The 16381-nt window shown below is 65.9% G+C and carries 10 protein-coding genes; 6 read left to right on the forward strand and 4 right to left on the reverse strand.

The features are described 5' to 3' along the window. The first annotated feature begins 122 nt into the window (after positions 1 to 122). A complete protein-coding gene (locus Q1V78_RS07055) occupies positions 123 to 1553 on the forward strand; it encodes an amino acid permease (protein ID WP_300613057.1) in 1431 nt (476 codons plus the stop codon). Between the two features lie 103 nt (positions 1554 to 1656). Here the strand turns inward: Q1V78_RS07055 and Q1V78_RS07060 are convergent, their stop codons facing one another. Further along, on the reverse strand, positions 1657 to 2964 hold the full coding sequence (locus Q1V78_RS07060) for an NAD(P)/FAD-dependent oxidoreductase (RefSeq protein WP_300613058.1): 1308 nt from the start codon (positions 2962 to 2964) through the stop codon (positions 1657 to 1659). 152 nt (positions 2965 to 3116) lie between these two features. Next, positions 3117 to 3935: a hypothetical protein gene (locus tag Q1V78_RS07065; RefSeq protein ID WP_300613059.1), complete on the reverse strand. Its 819-nt coding sequence runs from the start codon at positions 3933 to 3935 to the stop codon at positions 3117 to 3119. 166 nt (positions 3936 to 4101) lie between these two features. Between Q1V78_RS07065 and Q1V78_RS07070 the strand changes: the two genes are divergently transcribed. Next, positions 4102 to 7692: an ABC transporter transmembrane domain-containing protein gene (locus Q1V78_RS07070; RefSeq protein WP_300613061.1), complete on the forward strand. Its 3591-nt coding sequence runs from the start codon at positions 4102 to 4104 to the stop codon at positions 7690 to 7692. Positions 7693 to 7810: 118 nt separating this feature from the next. Next, entirely contained in the window at positions 7811 to 11509 is a 3699-nt protein-coding gene (locus tag Q1V78_RS07075; RefSeq protein WP_300613063.1) for a multifunctional oxoglutarate decarboxylase/oxoglutarate dehydrogenase thiamine pyrophosphate-binding subunit/dihydrolipoyllysine-residue succinyltransferase subunit, read from the forward strand. 200 nt (positions 11510 to 11709) lie between these two features. Here Q1V78_RS07075 and Q1V78_RS07080 read toward each other — a convergent pair whose 3' ends face one another. Beyond that, complete coding sequence (locus Q1V78_RS07080; RefSeq protein WP_300613065.1) at positions 11710 to 12276, reverse strand: hypothetical protein; 567 nt, start codon at positions 12274 to 12276, stop codon at positions 11710 to 11712. Positions 12277 to 12504: 228 nt separating this feature from the next. Here Q1V78_RS07080 and Q1V78_RS07085 point away from each other — a divergent pair, with 228 nt between their 5' ends. The 3 genes from Q1V78_RS07085 (at position 12505) to Q1V78_RS07095 (ending at position 15652) form a co-directional block, all read left to right on the forward strand. Continuing rightward, positions 12505 to 13818 (forward strand): CBS domain-containing protein, encoded by a 1314-nt coding sequence (locus Q1V78_RS07085; RefSeq protein ID WP_300613067.1) that lies wholly within the window; start codon positions 12505 to 12507, stop codon positions 13816 to 13818. After that, positions 13811 to 14377 carry a DUF1003 domain-containing protein gene (locus Q1V78_RS07090; RefSeq protein WP_300613069.1) on the forward strand — a complete coding sequence of 189 codons (567 nt, stop codon included), beginning with the start codon at positions 13811 to 13813 and terminating at the stop codon, positions 14375 to 14377. Before Q1V78_RS07085 ends, Q1V78_RS07090 begins: the two co-directional genes overlap by 8 nt. 144 nt (positions 14378 to 14521) lie before the next feature. Continuing rightward, positions 14522 to 15652, forward strand: coding sequence for an Mrp/NBP35 family ATP-binding protein (locus Q1V78_RS07095; protein WP_300613071.1), 1131 nt, complete (start codon positions 14522 to 14524; stop codon positions 15650 to 15652). Between the two features lie 123 nt (positions 15653 to 15775). On the opposite strand, the gene tatB is transcribed toward Q1V78_RS07095, so the two are convergent. Continuing rightward, a complete protein-coding gene (gene tatB / locus Q1V78_RS07100; protein WP_300613073.1) occupies positions 15776 to 16366 on the reverse strand; it encodes a Sec-independent protein translocase subunit TatB in 591 nt (196 codons plus the stop codon). Positions 16367 to 16381: the final 15 nt, after the last annotated feature.

Below are 16381 nucleotides of genomic sequence, written 5' to 3' on the forward strand. Positions count from 1 at the left end.
CCGGTGCAGCCCCACTACCAATCCAGCACCGACCCGAATCTTTTGCCCCGGGTGTGACGTGGCATACTACGGCTGATATCGATCTGACTTTCGCGGCTTGATGGAATCCGGAGGACAATCCCATGTCGCAACAACCAGCGCCCGAGACTGCCACGGCGGGCGAATCCACGACTGACAGCCACCAGGGCGAGCTGCGGCGCGCACTGCGCCACCGGCACATCCACTTCATCGCGCTGGGTTCGGCCATCGGCACCGGGCTGTTCTACGGTTCCGCCGGCGCGATCGGCGCGGCGGGCCCCGGCGTGATCTTCGTCTACCTGCTCGGCGGCGCGATCGTGTACTTCATGCTGCGCGCCCTGGGCGAGATGTCCGTGGCCCACCCCGTCGCTGGCTCCTTCGCGGAATACTGCCGCCGCTACCTGGGCGGATGGGCCGGGTACATCACCGGCTGGATGTACGCCTTCGAGATGATTATCGTGTGCCTGGCCGACCTCACGGCCGTGGCGCTGTACATGAAGTTCTGGTTCCCAGAGACGGCCTCCTGGGTGTGGGTCGCGGTGGCGCTGATCATCGTGGGGGCGGCGAACCTCGCCTCCGCCCGCTGGTTCGGTGAGCTGGAGTTCTGGTTCACGACGATCAAGGTGACCGCGGTGGTCGCCATGATCCTCGGTGGCGCGGCCATCCTCGTGTTCAACGTGGACACCGGCGGCACCGTCGGCATCTCGAACCTGTGGAACGACGGCGGGCTGTTCCCGAATGGCTTCACTGGCGTGCTGTCCGCCCTCATTCTGGTGCTCTTCGCCTTCGGTGGCACGGAGATCATCGGCGTGACGGCCTCTGAGGCCGAGGACCCGGAGAAGACGATTCCGAAGGCCATCAACACGGTGCCGATGCGCATCCTGCTGTTCTACGTGCTCGCTATCTTCGTCATCGTCGCGGTGATTCCGTGGCGCGAGATCACCGGCGAGCAGTCCCCGTTCGTGCAGATCTTTAGCTCCCTGGGCATCGGCTGGGCCGCCGCGCTGCTGAACGTCGTGGTGCTCTCCGCGGCGCTGTCCGCGATCAACTCGGATCTCTACGGCGCCGGCCGCGTGATTCACGGCATGGCTCGCCAGAAGCTTGCCCCAAAGATGTTCGCCAAGATCGACCCGCGCAACGGCGTGCCGGTCTCCACTATCAGTGCGCTGCTCATCGTTCTGGTCATCGGCATCGTGTTGCAGCTGATCAACCCGACCGCCGAGCGCCTGTTCCAGGACATCGCCGCGCTGGCCACCTTCGCCACGATCTTCGTGTGGTTGATGATCCTCATCAGCCACCTGGCCTACCGCAAGCACCTCAACTCCGAGGAGGTTTCCCACGCGCAGTTCACGGTGCCGCTGTGGCCGCTGGGCCAGTACTTCGCGATCGCCATGATCCTGCTGACCTTCGGCACGATGTTCTGGATGTCGGATTTCCACTCCGCCCTCATCGCGGGCGTGGTCTTCACCCTGGCGATGTCCATCCGTTACTACTTCATCGATCGGAAGAACAAGGCCGAGGCTGCCGCTGCCTAATCCCGCCCCTTGAAGTAAAGAATCCCCGCACGCCGGTGCGAGGATTTTTTGTGGGATTGTGCTCGCCCTCCGGCGGCCCCAGGGTCAGCCGCCCGGCACGGCGCTACTTTTCTGCCAGCAGCTCCGCGATCGCACGGGCAGACCGCTGCCCGGAGCGGATGGCGCCGTCGATCGTGGAGGTCGCGGTGTGCGCGCCGGCCACCGCCACCCGCCCGTCGAGCACCTCAGCTGCCGGCTGTGCCTGGATCGCGTGATTGGGCCCAACCAGCGGCAGGGCGTCTGGGATGTCGTGGCGGGTGACCAGCTCCAGGCCCTCGGGGCTGCAGTCGTAAATGCTGGCCACGTCCCGGCGGACCTCCTGCTCGGTGGGCAGGTCACGGGCCGCGTCGAAGTCCCCGTTGCTGTGTGGGTGGGAGGCGGCGGCGCCGATCAGCTGGCTTCCCGGCGCGTAGGCCGGGGCCACGGAGGTGACCTCGGCGGCCAGGTCGATGCACAGCTCGCCGCTGCCGTCCACGGTCACGAGGCGGTCGCTGTGCACCTCGTCGCTCACGGTGAACCACCAGGTGCTCTGCCCGCGGTGCTCGGGCACCACGGTGCCGATCAGGTCATGGGCCGCCTGCGCAGAGGTGGCCACGATCGCATGGGAGAAGCGCTCGATCTTGCCGTTGACCGTGAGCTCCACCCCACCCGGTTGGACGTCCACCGCGGCGACCGGGGAGTTTAGTTCGACGCGGACGCCACCCAGGCGCCCCATCGTCGCCGCCAGGTCCCCCATTCCGCGCTCCGGCAGGGCCAGCGTGCCGCGCAACAGGGTGACGAAAACCCACTTCGCGAACTCCGCGGAGGTCTCCCCGCCCTGATCGTAGAGGAAGGCGCGCAGGATCGGGTCGACCGCGTTCTGGCGGACCGGGCCGGTGATGCCGGCCTTGGTGAGCGACTCCGCGACCGGCTCGTCGCTGGCGTGCCCGAAGCGGCTGGAACCACGCAGCTCCAGGGAGGAGCGGTGCATCAGCTCGCTGCGCAGCCAGTTGCGCATGCGCACGAGCTCACCCAGCCGCAGGGCGGAGCTGAACTCCGAGCGCAGCAGCTTCGGCACCATCGACGGCGCGCGAACGGGGTCGATGATCAGCGCGGAGCCCGCACGCGTGACGGTGTTAATCCCCGGCTGGAAGTTCTTGATCTTGAGGGCGGAGTACTCCCCGGGGTTCAGGATCTCCTTGACCGCCGGGTACCAGGTGTTGAAGAACTGCAGCCCCCGGTCCACGGTGATATCGCCGTGCTGCTCCGAGCGCACCAGCCCGCCCACGCGGTCAGCGGCGTCGAAGAGGGTGCAGCGCACCCCGGCCTGGGAGAGCGTGCGAGCCGCTGCGAGGCCGGCCATGCCGGCCCCAATGATGGCTACCTCGGTCACGTTCCCCTCCTGCGGTCCTCGCTCAACGCTGGGTGGCACAGCATGTTCCCGGCACCGGGCCGGGGACTGTGCCCATCATCACGCTAGCCATGCTAGCCCACACCCCAACCGCGCCCGAGCACCCGTCCCCGCCAGCCACGGTGAGCGGAACCCTAGCGCTCCTCACCGCCTGCCGTAACGTCGCCGTCCTCCCCGTCGACAGCGACGTCGTCGTCCTCAACGTCACTGTCCTCGACCTCGACCCACTCGAAGAACGGGTCCTCGGAGCCGTCGTCGAGAGTGACCAGGAGGTCCTCCCAGTCCTCGGCCTGCTGCGAAACATAAGCGAGCACGTCGAAGAGCTGGTTGAAATCCTCGAACACGCCGAGGTCCAGGACCTCCTGGTACTGCGTGCGCAGCTCGTTCAGGGTGGCGTCCAGCATGTCCAGCTTCGCCGGGTCCTGCTCATCCTCCTCATCGACGAGGATCTCCGCGGCGATGTTCTCCGCGAGATCGAAGACGCTATCGGGCAGCACCACGAAGCTCACCGCAGCGGTCGGCGCCCCCTGGCCCTCCGAGATCTTCACGGTGACCTTGGAATTCGCGCTGAGGTTCGCGCACAGGACGAGGGGGTCGTAATCATCCTGTCCGAACTCGAGGTCCTCGACGCGGGGATCCTGCCCGTCGAGCAGTTCATTGAGCACCGTGATCACCTCGTCGGTGGCCATGTGCCGGTTCACCGCCTCGACCGCGGCCTCCGGGGTGAAGACCACGCCGACCAGGGCGGCGTCGAAGTCCTCGTCCTCATCGGTGACGTCGGCGAGTGCGACGAAGACATTCGCGGCCGGCGTGCTGACTCCGGCTACCCCTTCGATCAGCTCGAACTGGATCTCCACTTCCGCAGAGACTGGAACGAACAGCGTTCCATCGTTGGCTCGGGACTCGATGCCCTCAACGTCGAGGGCCTGGGCGATGTTTTCCAAAAATCCCATTGAGGAATCCTCTCTCCGCGGCGCGGTTCGTCTCCTGGGTTGATCTTAACCCGGTTTATTTCTCTCGCGCCGGGGCCGTTTCTCCCGGCTTCCGCTTTTCGACGTCGCCCGCTGCCGTGGTGGCGGGCTTTGCGTACCTGGTGCAGGCGATAGGCTGATAGCTATCGTGTTTGCTTTCCTCCGCGCCCCCTTGAGCGCTCACCGCATGCAGCTGGGCATCATTACCCTGCTGAGCGTTCTCATGCCCGCCGCGGCCGTGCTGATCCCGCTGTTCGCCGGCCGGGCGATTGACGGTAGCCGGGGCGCGATCGGCCTGCTGATCGCGGCGGCTTTCGCCCGGTTTTGCACCCACGGTGCGCGGCGCTTCTTCGCCGGGAAGCTCTCCGTCGACGTCCAGCACGACATCCGGATGCGGTGCCTCGCAGCCTTGCAGGGCGCGTCGCCGGCGGCGATGGCCCAGGTGCGCACCGGGCAGGTGGTCTCCCGAACCATCTCGGATTTGAACCAGATCCAGGGGATGCTGGCGATGCTGCCCATCATGGGCAGCATCTTCGTGGAGGTCGTGCTGATCTTGGCCATCATGTTCTGGCTCTCCTGGCCACTGGCAGTGCTGCTCAGCATTCAGCTTCCGGTGCTCGCCGCCATCGCCTTCTTCTCCCGCCGCCGGCTCTACGACGCGACGTGGGAGGCCCAACAGCAGGCCGCGGACGTCGCCAGCCAGGTGGAGGAGACCGTGACGGGCGTGCGCATCGTCAAGGCCTTCGTCCAAGAGAACCGCGAGCAGACCAGCTTCATGGCGCGGGCCCGCAGGCTCTTCGGGATGCGCTTGCACGTCGGGCGGCTCACTGCCCGCTTCCAGCCGGCGTTGGCTGCCGTCCCCCAGATCGCGCTGATCGCCACCGTGGTTGTCGGCGGCCTGCTCGCGATGCGGGGCGCGATCACCATCGGCGAGTTCCTCTCGGCGTCGGCTTACGTCACCCTGCTGTCACGGATGACGCGCATGGGCGCCGGGATGCTGGTGATGTTGCACCTGGCGAACGCCGCCGTCTCCCGCGTGCAGGATATCCTCGCCCTCCCCCAACGGCAGGTGCCTGAGAACCCGGGAAAACTCCCGGATGGCCCCGTCGGGGTCCGGGGCACCTTCCGCACCCGGGCGGGCGAGGACCTCGCCGTGGACGTCACTCCCGGCTCCACCTCTTACATCACGGGACCTGCGGGGTCCGGGAAGTCGGCGCTGGCGCTGGCCCTGGCTGGGCAGTCGGCGGACGTTACGGCCGATTTTGAGGCCTACGCGGGCAGCACCGCGGTGCGGCTGGGCGACCTGGCACCCGACCAGTGGCCGACGATCGTCTTCGACGAGCCCTTCCTTTACTCCATGTCCATCGCGGAGAACATCCGCATGGGAACTCAGGCGAGCGACGCCGAAGTGGCGGAGGCAGCCCGCATCGCCTGCGCTGCCGACTTCATCGACGAGCTCGGGGGTTATTCCACCATCGTGGGTGAGCGCGGCCTGACGCTGTCGGGTGGACAGCGGCAGCGCATCGCGCTGGCCCGCGCGGTGCTGCGCAATCCCAGGATCCTGATCCTGGACAGTGCCACCAGCGCGATCGATACCGTCACCGAACAGAAGATCATCGCCAATCTCCATCAGCGCGCGGGCGAGGGCAACCTGACGATGGTGATCGTCGACCACCGGGCAGCGCCCGAACACCCGGGCGCGACTAACGCCGACGCCGGGAAAACGGGCGTCATCAGCCTGCCCGCTCCCCCGGCCCGTCCGCTGTGGCCGCGCAGTTGGGAGGAGATCCAGGAAAACGCGAATCAGGAGCTGCTCGGCGCCACCGATGGCACCCACGGCGAGGAGGGGCGCGCACGAGCGGCCGACGCTGCGAGGTTCACGAACCTGTTGGATGCCGACGCCGCAGCGCTGCGCCGCGTCACCCCGGCACGGCAGGAGTCGACCTCCCACAACTCCACGCCCGCCGGCCCGGAGTCCGAGAACACGAGCCCCGCGCTGCGGCTGCGCACCCTGGTGGGGCTCGTCCCGGTCGCGACCGCGGTCATCGTGGCAACGCTCCTGCTGGGGCTGGTCGCCGATATTGCGCTGCCATCCCTGGTGCGCAAGGCCATCGACGAGGGAATCAGCAGGTCAGACCGCAGCGCACTGTTCTCCCTGGGGCTCGGCGCCCTGCTCCTGGTCTGTGTTTCCTGGGCCGCCAGCGCGTGCAACACGGTGCTCACCACACACACCGGCGAGCGACTGCTCTACGCCCTTCGCGTGCGCAGCTTCGAGCACCTCCACCGGCTGCCCATGAGCTGGTTCGAGCAGAACGCCTCGGGCCGGGTCATGACCCGAATGACGACGGATATCGATAACCTTTCCAGCTTCCTGCAAACCGGGCTCTCCCAGGCCATCGTCTCCACGACGATGCTGCTGGGTGTGCTGGGTATGCTCATCTGGACCGACCCTGCGCTGGCGGGTATCACCGCGCTGTTCCTGCCGGTCATCGGGGTGGGCGCCTGGGTCTTCCGCCGCTGCTCCTCGCGCCTCTACCGGGCAGCCCGTTCCCAGGTCTCCACGGTCAACGCCCACTTCCAGGAGGCGGTCAATGGGCTGAACACCGGGGCGGCCTACGGCTTCGGCCCGGTGCTTTCCGAGCGCATCGGGGAGCAGTCGCAGCGGTACGTGGGGCTGCGCACCCGCGCACAGGCAGCGGTCAGCATCTTCTTCCCCGGCATCTCCTTCATCACCGAGCTCGCCCAGGCGACCGTCCTCTTTTTCGGGACCGCTCGGGTCGCGGAGGGCACGACGAGCCACGGCGCGTTGGTCGCCTTCAGCTTGTACCTGACCTTCTTCTTCGGCCCCGTCCAGCAGCTCTCGCAGATCTTCGACAAGTTCCAGCAGGCTGCGGTGAGTTTCGAGCGAATCTCCGAGTTGTTGGCCGTCCCTACCGAGCCCAGCACTGGGGACGACGGCGCCGATGCCAGGCTGCCGGGCAAGGTCGCCGCGGTGGACTTCTCTGACGTGAATTTCCGCTACGACGGTGCCGAGCAGGACTCCCTGCGGGGCGCGCGCTTGAGCTTCCGCGGCACGACCGCCCTCGTTGGCGCGACGGGCGCCGGGAAGTCGACGATCGCGAAGCTGGTCATCCGGTGGTACCAGCCAACGGCGGGGTCCATCACCGCCGTTTTCGCGCCGGGTGGCTCCGGAGTGCAGCGCCTCGACCTCCAGCAGCTCCCCTTGCGGGCCTGGCGCGCTCGGGTGGGCTACGTCCCGCAGGAAGCGCACCTGTTCCGTGGCACGGTGGCCGAGAACATCGCCTATGGTCGACCGGCTGCGAGCCAGGAGGAGATCACCGCGGCCATCGCTGCCATCGGAGGCACGGAGGTTATCGCCGGCATCGACGGCGGCTTCGCCGGCGAGGTCGGCGAACGGGGCCGGGGGTTGTCCTCTGCCCAGCAGCAGATCATCGCGTTGGCTCGCGCGGAGCTCATCGACCCGGACGTCATGGTCCTGGATGAGGCGACGGCGAATATCGATCCTGCGGTCGAGGCTGACGTGGTTCGGGCAATCGCACTGGCTACGCGTTCGCGGGTGGCGATCATCATCGCCCACCGGCTCTCCACCGCGGAGCTGGCTGACAATATTGCGGTCGTCAGCGCCGGACAAATTGTTGAACAAGGCCGTCATCAGGAGCTTTTGGAATCCAGCGGCAGATACGCGGACCTCGTCGCTGCATCCCGGGAATCTCGCTAGGTCACACGCCGTTTTTCGTCGGTCGGTGACGCGCCACCTGGAAGCGAAATCGCATAGCACATCGTGTAGGCTGTTACAGCGAGACTGAAGTCATGATGAAAAGAGGCGAGGAACTGCTGTGAGCAGCGCGAATTTCGGTCAGAACGAATGGCTGGTCGATCAGATGTACCAGCAGTATAAGAAGGATCCGGAGTCGGTTGACCCCGAATGGCGGAAGTACTTCGAGAAGAACGGCGAACTCGCCGGCAGTTCTGCGGGCGCAGATAACGGTGCCGCTACGAGCACCCAGAGCGCTCCTGCCGCCTCCGCTGGCGCCGCCACCGCCGCTTCCGGCCGACGCGGTGGCCTGCGCGGCGACGCCGACGAGCGCGTCGTCGAGGCTTATGACGCCATCCCGAAGCGCGTCGCCCCGCCGGAGCCGAAGCAGCCGGTAGAGGCCCCTGAGGCTGGTGAGCAGGTGCTGCGGGGCGCCGCCCGCGCCATCGCTAAAAACATGGATGCCTCGCTGAGCATCCCGACCGCAACCACGGTCCGCGACATGCCAGCGAAGCTCATGTTCGAAAACCGCGCGATCATCAACCAGCAGCTGCTTGCCCGCGGTGGCGGCAAGATCAGCTTTACGCACATCATCGGCTGGGCCCTGATCCGCGCGGTTCAGGCTCACCCGGACATGAACCTGAATTACAAGGTCGTCGACAACAAGCCGACCGTCGTCACCCCGGAGCACATCAACCTGGGCCTGGCGATCGACATGAACAACAAGGACGGCAGCCGTAGCCTGGTCGTGGCAGCGATCAAGGAGACGGAGAAGATGAACTTCTCCGAGTTCGTCAACGCCTACGAGGACATCGTCGCTCGTGCCCGCGTCGGCAAGCTGACGATGGACGACTTCCAGGGCGTGACCATCTCCCTGACCAACCCGGGTGGCATCGGTACCCGGCACTCCGTGCCACGTCTGACCAACGGCCAGGGCGCGATCATCGGCGTTGGTGCGATGGATTACCCGGCCGAGTTCCAGGGCACCTCCGTCGACCGCCTCGGCGAGATGGGCATCGGCAAGCTCGTTACCATCACCTCGACCTACGACCACCGCATCATCCAGGGTGCGGAGTCTGGCGAGTTCCTGCGGACCATGTCCCGCCTGCTGATCAACGACAGCTTCTGGGACGAGATCTTCCAGGCCATGCATGTCCCATACGCGCCGATCCGCTGGTCCCAGGACCTGCCGAACACCGGTGTGGACAAGTCCACCCGTGTCGCGCAGCTCATCGAGGCCTACCGCTCCCGCGGCCACCTCATCGCGGACATCGACCCACTGCACTGGGTCCAGCCGGGCCTGCCGGTGCCGGACCACTCCGACCTGAACATCGAATCCCACGGGCTGACGCTGTGGGACTTCGACCGCACCTTCAACGTCGGTGGCTTCAACGGTCGCGAGACCATGACCCTGCGCGAGGTGCTCGACACCCTGCGTAAGGCCTACACCCGCAAGGTCGGCTACGAGTACGCGCACGTCATGGACAAGGACGAGCGTCTGTGGCTGCAGCAGCACGTCGAGGGTGGCCAGCCGAAGTACTCTTCCGCCGAGCAGAAGTACATCCTGCAGAAGCTGAACTCCGCTGAGGCCTTCGAGAACTTCCTGCAGACCAAGTACATCGGCCAGAAGCGCTTCTCCCTGGAGGGCGCGGAGACTCTGATCCCACTGATGGATGCGGCTATCGACCGCGCTGCGGATTCGAAGCTCAACGAGGTTGTCATCGGCATGGCCCACCGTGGCCGCCTGAACGTGCTCGCCAACATCGTGGGCAAGCCTTACGCCCAGATCTTCACCGAGTTCGAGGGCAACATCGACCCGGGCTCCGCCGGTGGTTCCGGTGACGTGAAGTACCACCTGGGCGCCGAGGGCACCTACATCCAGATGTTCGGCGACAACGAGATCAATATCACCCTGACTGCCAACCCGTCCCACCTGGAGGCAGTCAACCCGGTGATGGAGGGCATCTCCCGCGCGAAGCAGGACCTGCTCGTCGAGAAGCACGGTGAGGACGCCAAGGGCTCGGTCATGCCGATCCTGCTGCACGGCGACGCCGCCTTCACCGGCCTGGGCATCGTCCAGGAGACGATCAACCTCTCCAAGCTGGACGGCTACTCCGTCGGCGGTACCGTCCACGTCATCGTGAACAACCAGATCGGGTTCACGACGACCCCGGACTCCGGCCGTTCGACCTACTACGCCACCGACCTGGCCAAGGGCTTCGACGCCCCGGTCTTCCACGTCAACGGTGACGACCCGGAGGCTGTCGTCTGGGTGGCACAGCTGGCGGTCGATTACCGCAACCGCTTCGGCAAGGATGTCTTCATCGACCTGGTGAGCTACCGCCGTCGCGGCCACAACGAGGCCGACGACCCGTCTATGACCCAGCCGCTGATGTACGACATCATCAACGAGCTTCCGACCTCTCGCGAGCAGTACACCGAGGCTCTCATTGGCCGCGGCGATATCTCCGAGGAGGAGGCCGAGCGCGCTGCACAGGACTTCCACGACCAGCTTGAGACCGTGTTCAACCAGGTCCGCGAGGCTGAGAAGGGCACTCCCCCGGCAGAGCAGACCGGCATCACCGGCTCCCAGAAGCTGCCGCACGGCCTGGACACCTCCATCTCCAAGGACCTGGTCCGCCAGATCGGCGACAAGTTCTACGAGACCCCGGAGTGGTTCAACGCCCACCACCGTGTGAAGCCACTCATCAAGCGCCGTAAGGAGATGAGCGAGAACGGCAACATCGACTGGGCCTTCGGCGAGCTGCTCGCCCTGGGTTCCCTGGCTGCCGAGGGCAAGCTCATCCGCCTCGTCGGCGAGGACTCCCTGCGCGGTACCTTCACCCAGCGCCACGCGGTCCTCTTCGACAACGAGGACTTCGACCGCTACAGCCCACTGCAGTCCCTGGCTGAGGACACCGGCAACGGCGGCCGCTTCGAGGCCTACAACTCCGCGCTCACCGAGTACGCGGGCCTGGGCTTCGAGTACGGCTACTCCGTGGGTAACACCGACGCGCTGACCCTGTGGGAGGCACAGTTCGGTGACTTCGCCAACGGTGGCCAGACCGTCATCGATGAGTACATCTCCTCCGGTGAGGCGAAGTGGGGCCAGAAGTCCAACCTGGTCATGCTTCTGCCGCACGGCTACGAGGGCCAGGGCCCGGACCACTCCTCCGCCCGCATCGAGCGTTTCCTGCAGATGTCCGCGGAAGGCTCCTGGACCGTGGCTCAGCCGAGTACCCCGGCGAACTACTTCCACCTGCTGCGCCGCCACGCGCTGGGCTCCCTGACCCGCCCGCTGATCGTCTTCACCCCGAAGTCGATGCTGCGCAACAAGGCCGCGGTGTCCGCTGTTGAGGACTTCACGGATACGAAGAAGTTCACCTCGGTGATCGACGACCCGAACCAGAACGGCGTGAACAAGGACATCAAGACCGTCCTGATGTGCTCCGGCAAGATCTACTACGAGCTGGAGAAGAAGCGCCAGAAGGATGGCCGCGACGATGTCGCCATCATCCGCCTGGAGATGCTGCACCCGCTGCCGTTCAACCGCATCCGCGACGCTCTATCCAACTACCCGAACGCGGAGTTCCGCTGGGTGCAGGACGAGCCGGCCAACCAGGGTCCATGGCCGTTCATCGCGCTGCAGCTGCCTGAGTACCTGCCGGGTATCCAGCTGAAGCGCGTGTCCCGTCGCCCGCAGTCCTCCACCGCAACGGGTGTGGCTAAGGTCCACCAGCTTGAGGAGAAGGCACTGCTCGAGGAGGCCTTCGCCGACTAATCGGCAGATTGCCCCCTTGCTCCCCCAGCCAGCTGGTTGGGGGAGCTTTTTCTTGCGTCTGGAAGCGCTCTTTACGCCGCCAGTTTTCTAGCCGAGCTCCCTTCGCGCGCCCGCCGGGCTACGAGGCGCCCCCTGCTCTTCTTGGCGAGCCCTTGGGTTGCGTGCGCTTTGCTAGGACTCGCGCTCCCCCAAGCCCTCGCTTATTGGACGTAGTCCTCGCCCGCTGCGGTCGCACGCAGCTTCTCGGTGGACACCCCGCCGGCGACGTTATTGGCCGCGCGCAGTTCATAACGGTCTGGCTGCGGCTTAGCCCACAGGGCGACAATGTTCTGTGGCAGGGTCTCGTCCTCGCAGATCACTGCCGCTCCGGGGTGGGTTGCCGCCAGCTCCGGTGGGAGCGCCGAGAGCATCGTGGAGTGGGTGATATCCCGCCACTCCACGCGGTCGGGCTTCTCCTCCGCCGCGTACATATCCCGTACCTCCCTGCCCTTGGCGGGGTCGAGAATGTCCAGCAGCTCACCCACACAGCCGAAGGTCATGCTGACCTTGCCCTCCCGCAGCTGACTGATTCGCTGATCGGCGGAGATCGGCGTCGTGGAGACCTCTGGGGTGTCCTCGGTGATGTCCTCGAACTGCTCGACGTACTCCTGCGCCAGCGGCTCGATTAGTTCTTTCTCCATGCGTGGCCCGCCGTGGGTTCCGGTGCCGGCGTCCGGCACCCCGATCACGATGTGGTCCTTATCCGCGCAGGAAGAAAGCGGTGCCACAAGTGCCAGCGCCAGTCCAGCTACCACCACACGCTTTCTTTTCGGGGTGCGCCCAGCATCGGCATTGCGCGGAAGAAACACGGCTTGCAGCTCTCCTTGGGTGGATTTCACAGCTTTTAGGGTTCGCAGCGAAAGGCTTGGCTGCGAGGAATGCTCCTCATCCTATCGCGGGCCTGTCATCCGGCCAGGCATCGTGGCTGCGTGGGCACTCAAGTATTCTTGGCTACCATGACAGAAACTCGCGTTTATGCAGGCCGACTGGCCGGAATGATGCTGATGGGCCCCTACGGGGACTCCATCGGCCGAGTGCGGGACGTGGTGGTCACCATCTACCAGCATCGCAGCCACGTCCTGGGGCTGGTTATAGCCCTGCCCAATAAACGCCAGATATTTCTGCCGATCCTTCGCGTGGCCAGCATCAACCCCTCGGAGGTCATGGCGACCTCCAGCTCGGTGAACCTGAAGCCCTTCCAGTCCCGCTCCGGCGAGATCAGCATTCAGCACGAGCTGGTGGGCTCCAAGGTGCACACGGACGATCCCGAACACGCCGAGCTGCACGGCCAGGCGCTGGAGATCGTGGACGTGGAGCTGAAGCAGTCCCGCACCAGGGACTGGGAAGTCAGCCGCGTCGCCGTCGCCCAGCGCGGCCGCCTCGGCCGCCTGGGGAAGGTCGCGGTGGTGCCGCTCTCGCGCATCCAAGGCCTGAGCGCGAGCGGGACCGGGCCTGCGGATACCAACGCCGAGCTCCTGGCGTCCTTCCAGGAAATGCGCGCCGCGGACATCGCCATCGCGCTGAACGACCTGCCGGAAGAACAGCAGACCAGGCTGGCCCGGGAGATCCCGAACGAGCGCCTCGCGGATGTCGTCGCGGAGCTGCCGGAAGACTCCCGCATCACGATCCTCAATCAGCTCGGCGTGGAGCGCGCAGCCGAGGTTCTGGAGGAGATGGAGCCGGACGACGCCGCTGATGCGCTCGCCGAGCTCCCGGCTGGCACCTCGGATGTTCTCCTCGACCTCATGGATCCCGAGGACTCCGCCCCCGTGCGCCGCCTGATGAGCTTCTCCGCGGACACAGTCGGTGGCGTGATGACCTCCGAGGCAATCATCCTCACCCCACAGGCGACGGTCGCTGAGGCGCTGGCGCACGCCCGCAACCCCGATGTGTCCAGCTCTTTGAGCTCCCTGGTGTTCGTGGTGCGCCCGCCCCAGTCCACCCCCACTGGCCACTACCTAGGCTGCGTGCACCTACAGAAGCTACTGCGCCACCCGTCCGCCACCCTGGTCAGCGAGCTGCTCGACCTCGACCTACCGGCCCTGTCGGTGGCCGATAGCCACGAGACCGCGGCGCGCTTCTTCGCTACGTATAACCTGGTCTGCGCACCCGTGGTCGACGAGGGGAACCACCTGCTCGGGGTGCTCGCCGTCGACGACCTGCTAGACGCCCTGCTGCCGGAAGATTGGCGCGACCAGGACTGGCGCGTCGGCGGCGAAGCACATAAGGAAGCACAGACGTCCTTGCAGGAAGGTGACGCGGATGCCTAAGAACTGCAGCCAGCCCGCCCTCGACACCCCGGTCACCGGGGCACGCCGCTCGCTGTTTTCCTTCAATGGCGATGCCGTCGGCGCGGGCGCGGAGAAAGTGGCCCGCTTCCTGGGCACCGGCAAGTACCTCGCCTGGCAGACTCTCATCGTGGTGGTGTGGATCTGCCTCAACATCGGTGGCATGTGGTGGAACTGGGATCCGTATCCCTTCATCCTTCTCAACCTAGCCTTCTCCACGCAGGCGGCCTACGCGGCACCTCTGATCCTGCTGGCTCAGAACCGGCAGGACGACCGCGACCGCTTGGCGTTGAACGAGGACCGGCGCCGCGCTGCGGAAACCAAGGCTGACACCGAATTCCTGGCCCGGGAGCTAGCGGGCGTGCGCATCGCGGTGGGCGAAACGGTCACCCGCGACTACCTGCGTCGCGAGCTCGACGAACTCTCGGAACTGATGCGCCGCATTGAGGACAAACTCGAGGACCGCGCCCACGACGAAGACGAGCGCGAGACGGCGGAGGGCGCTCGACGTGCAGGCGAATCCCCACGTGGCGAGGCCTAGCGGGCCTGCAGCGAAGCAAGTGACGGGTGCCGAGGTTGAATAAAGCGACCGCGCCCAAGGTACAGTGGCTTATTGGCTTGAGGGTCAGTTTTCGTGACCCAGACCCTCGAAAACACTTATAGGTAAAGAAGCAGATTTAAGGCGATGCCCATGGTTCAAGAATCTGATATTCGCAACGCATTGTCGAAGGTCGAGGATCCCGAGCTGAACCGCTCGATCACCGAACTCGGCATGGTGAAGTCCATCGAGATCGACGGCGCCGACGTGGCTGTCGAGATCTACCTCACCATCGCAGGATGCCCGATGAAGTCCCACCTCACGGAGGAAACGCGGAAGGCCGCAGAAAGCGTGGCCGGCGTCGAGACTGTCACCGTCACCACCGACGTGATGAGCGACGAGCAGCGACGCGAGGTGCGCAAGATCGTCCGCGGCGACGCCGCCGACCCGGTGATCCCGTTCGCGCAGCCGGACTCCACGACCCGCGTCTACGCTGTGGCCTCCGGCAAGGGTGGTGTGGGCAAGTCCTCCACCACCGTGAACCTGGCGGTCTCCCTGCAGCGCCGTGGCCTGAAGGTCGGCGTGATCGACGCCGATATTTACGGCCACTCCGTCCCGAATATGATGGGCAGCACCGACCGGCCGCACCAGGTCGACGAGATGATCATGCCGCTGCAGGCGCACGGCGTGAAACTGATCTCCATCGGCCACTTTGTTGGCGATAACTCCCCGGTCGTGTGGCGTGGCCCGATGCTGCACCGCGCGATCCAGCAGTTCCTCGGCGACGTGTTCTGGGGCGACCTAGACATCCTGCTGCTCGACCTGCCGCCGGGCACCGGCGACGTGGCAATCTCGGTCGCCCAGCTGGTGCCGAACGCTGAGCTGCTGATCGTGACGACTCCGCAGGCGGCTGCCGCGGAGGTCGCGGAGCGTGCTGGCTCCATCGCGCAGCAGACTCGCCAGCGCATCGGCGGTGTGATCGAGAACATGAGCTGGATGCAGATGCCGGATGGCTCGAAGAACGAGATCTTCGGCTCCGGTGGTGGCCAGTTGGTGGCCGATCGCCTGTCGCAGATCGCGGGCACGAAGGTGCCGCTACTGGGTCAGATCCCGTTGGACCCGAACCTGCGCATTGGCGGCGACCTGGGTAACCCGATCGCCCTCTCGGAGCCGAACTCCGAGGCGGCCCAGGCCTTCGGCGCAATCGCCGATCACCTGGCGCTGCGGCGTTCCTCCCTGGCCGGCAAGTCCCTCGGCCTGGGAGTCACCCGCAAGTAGCCCTGGGAACGAAGTCAAACGCCCGCTCGCTGAATCTTCAGCGAGCGGGCGTTTGACTTCCCACAGCCCCCTGACGGGACAGCTAAAGTGCACGGCGCTCCCGGCTAGGGCTCCCAGTGGGTGTTAGAGAACGTCGTCCCACACCCCTGCTGCCCATGGCGACGCGCTGCGCTCCCCCGCCGCGGGCTGCTGGGGCTGCTGGCTCGGCGTGCCCACCGGGGTGCCTCCCGATGCTCCCTGAGCGGACGCACCGGGACTGGACGCACCGGCCGACGCCGCGTTGGAGGCGCTCCCGGCGCCCTGGGCCCCCGCCCCCGCCTGGGAGTCGGGCAGCGGAGCTTGCGAGGAGGGCCGCTCGGCGCTTGTGTGTCCGGCCGGATTGGTCACCGAGTTTACTGAGTCAGCCAACTGACGGCCGGTGTTCTCCAGGTCGTTGAAGAAGGCGTCGTCCCCATCGAACAGAGCCTTGGTCACCAGCCCGCGCGGCCCCATCCGGCGGTACTCGTTGATCTGGCTTAGCGGCTTCTGGAACTCCTTGAACTCAGGGCCGAAGTCCTCATCCAGCTGGTGACGCGCGTCGTTCACGAGGTTGCGAAAGGCCAACGCTACTGCGCGGATATCTTTGATCATCCCCGGCAGCCGCTCCGGGCCGATAACAATCAGCCCGATGATCAGCAGCACCAGGATGTTGAACCAACTGATGGAAGAAAACACGCCTCCACTTTAGCC

Origin of the sequence: Corynebacterium sp., assembly GCF_030152825.1 — a bacterium.
In the GTDB taxonomy this organism is placed as follows: domain Bacteria; phylum Actinomycetota; class Actinomycetes; order Mycobacteriales; family Mycobacteriaceae; genus Corynebacterium.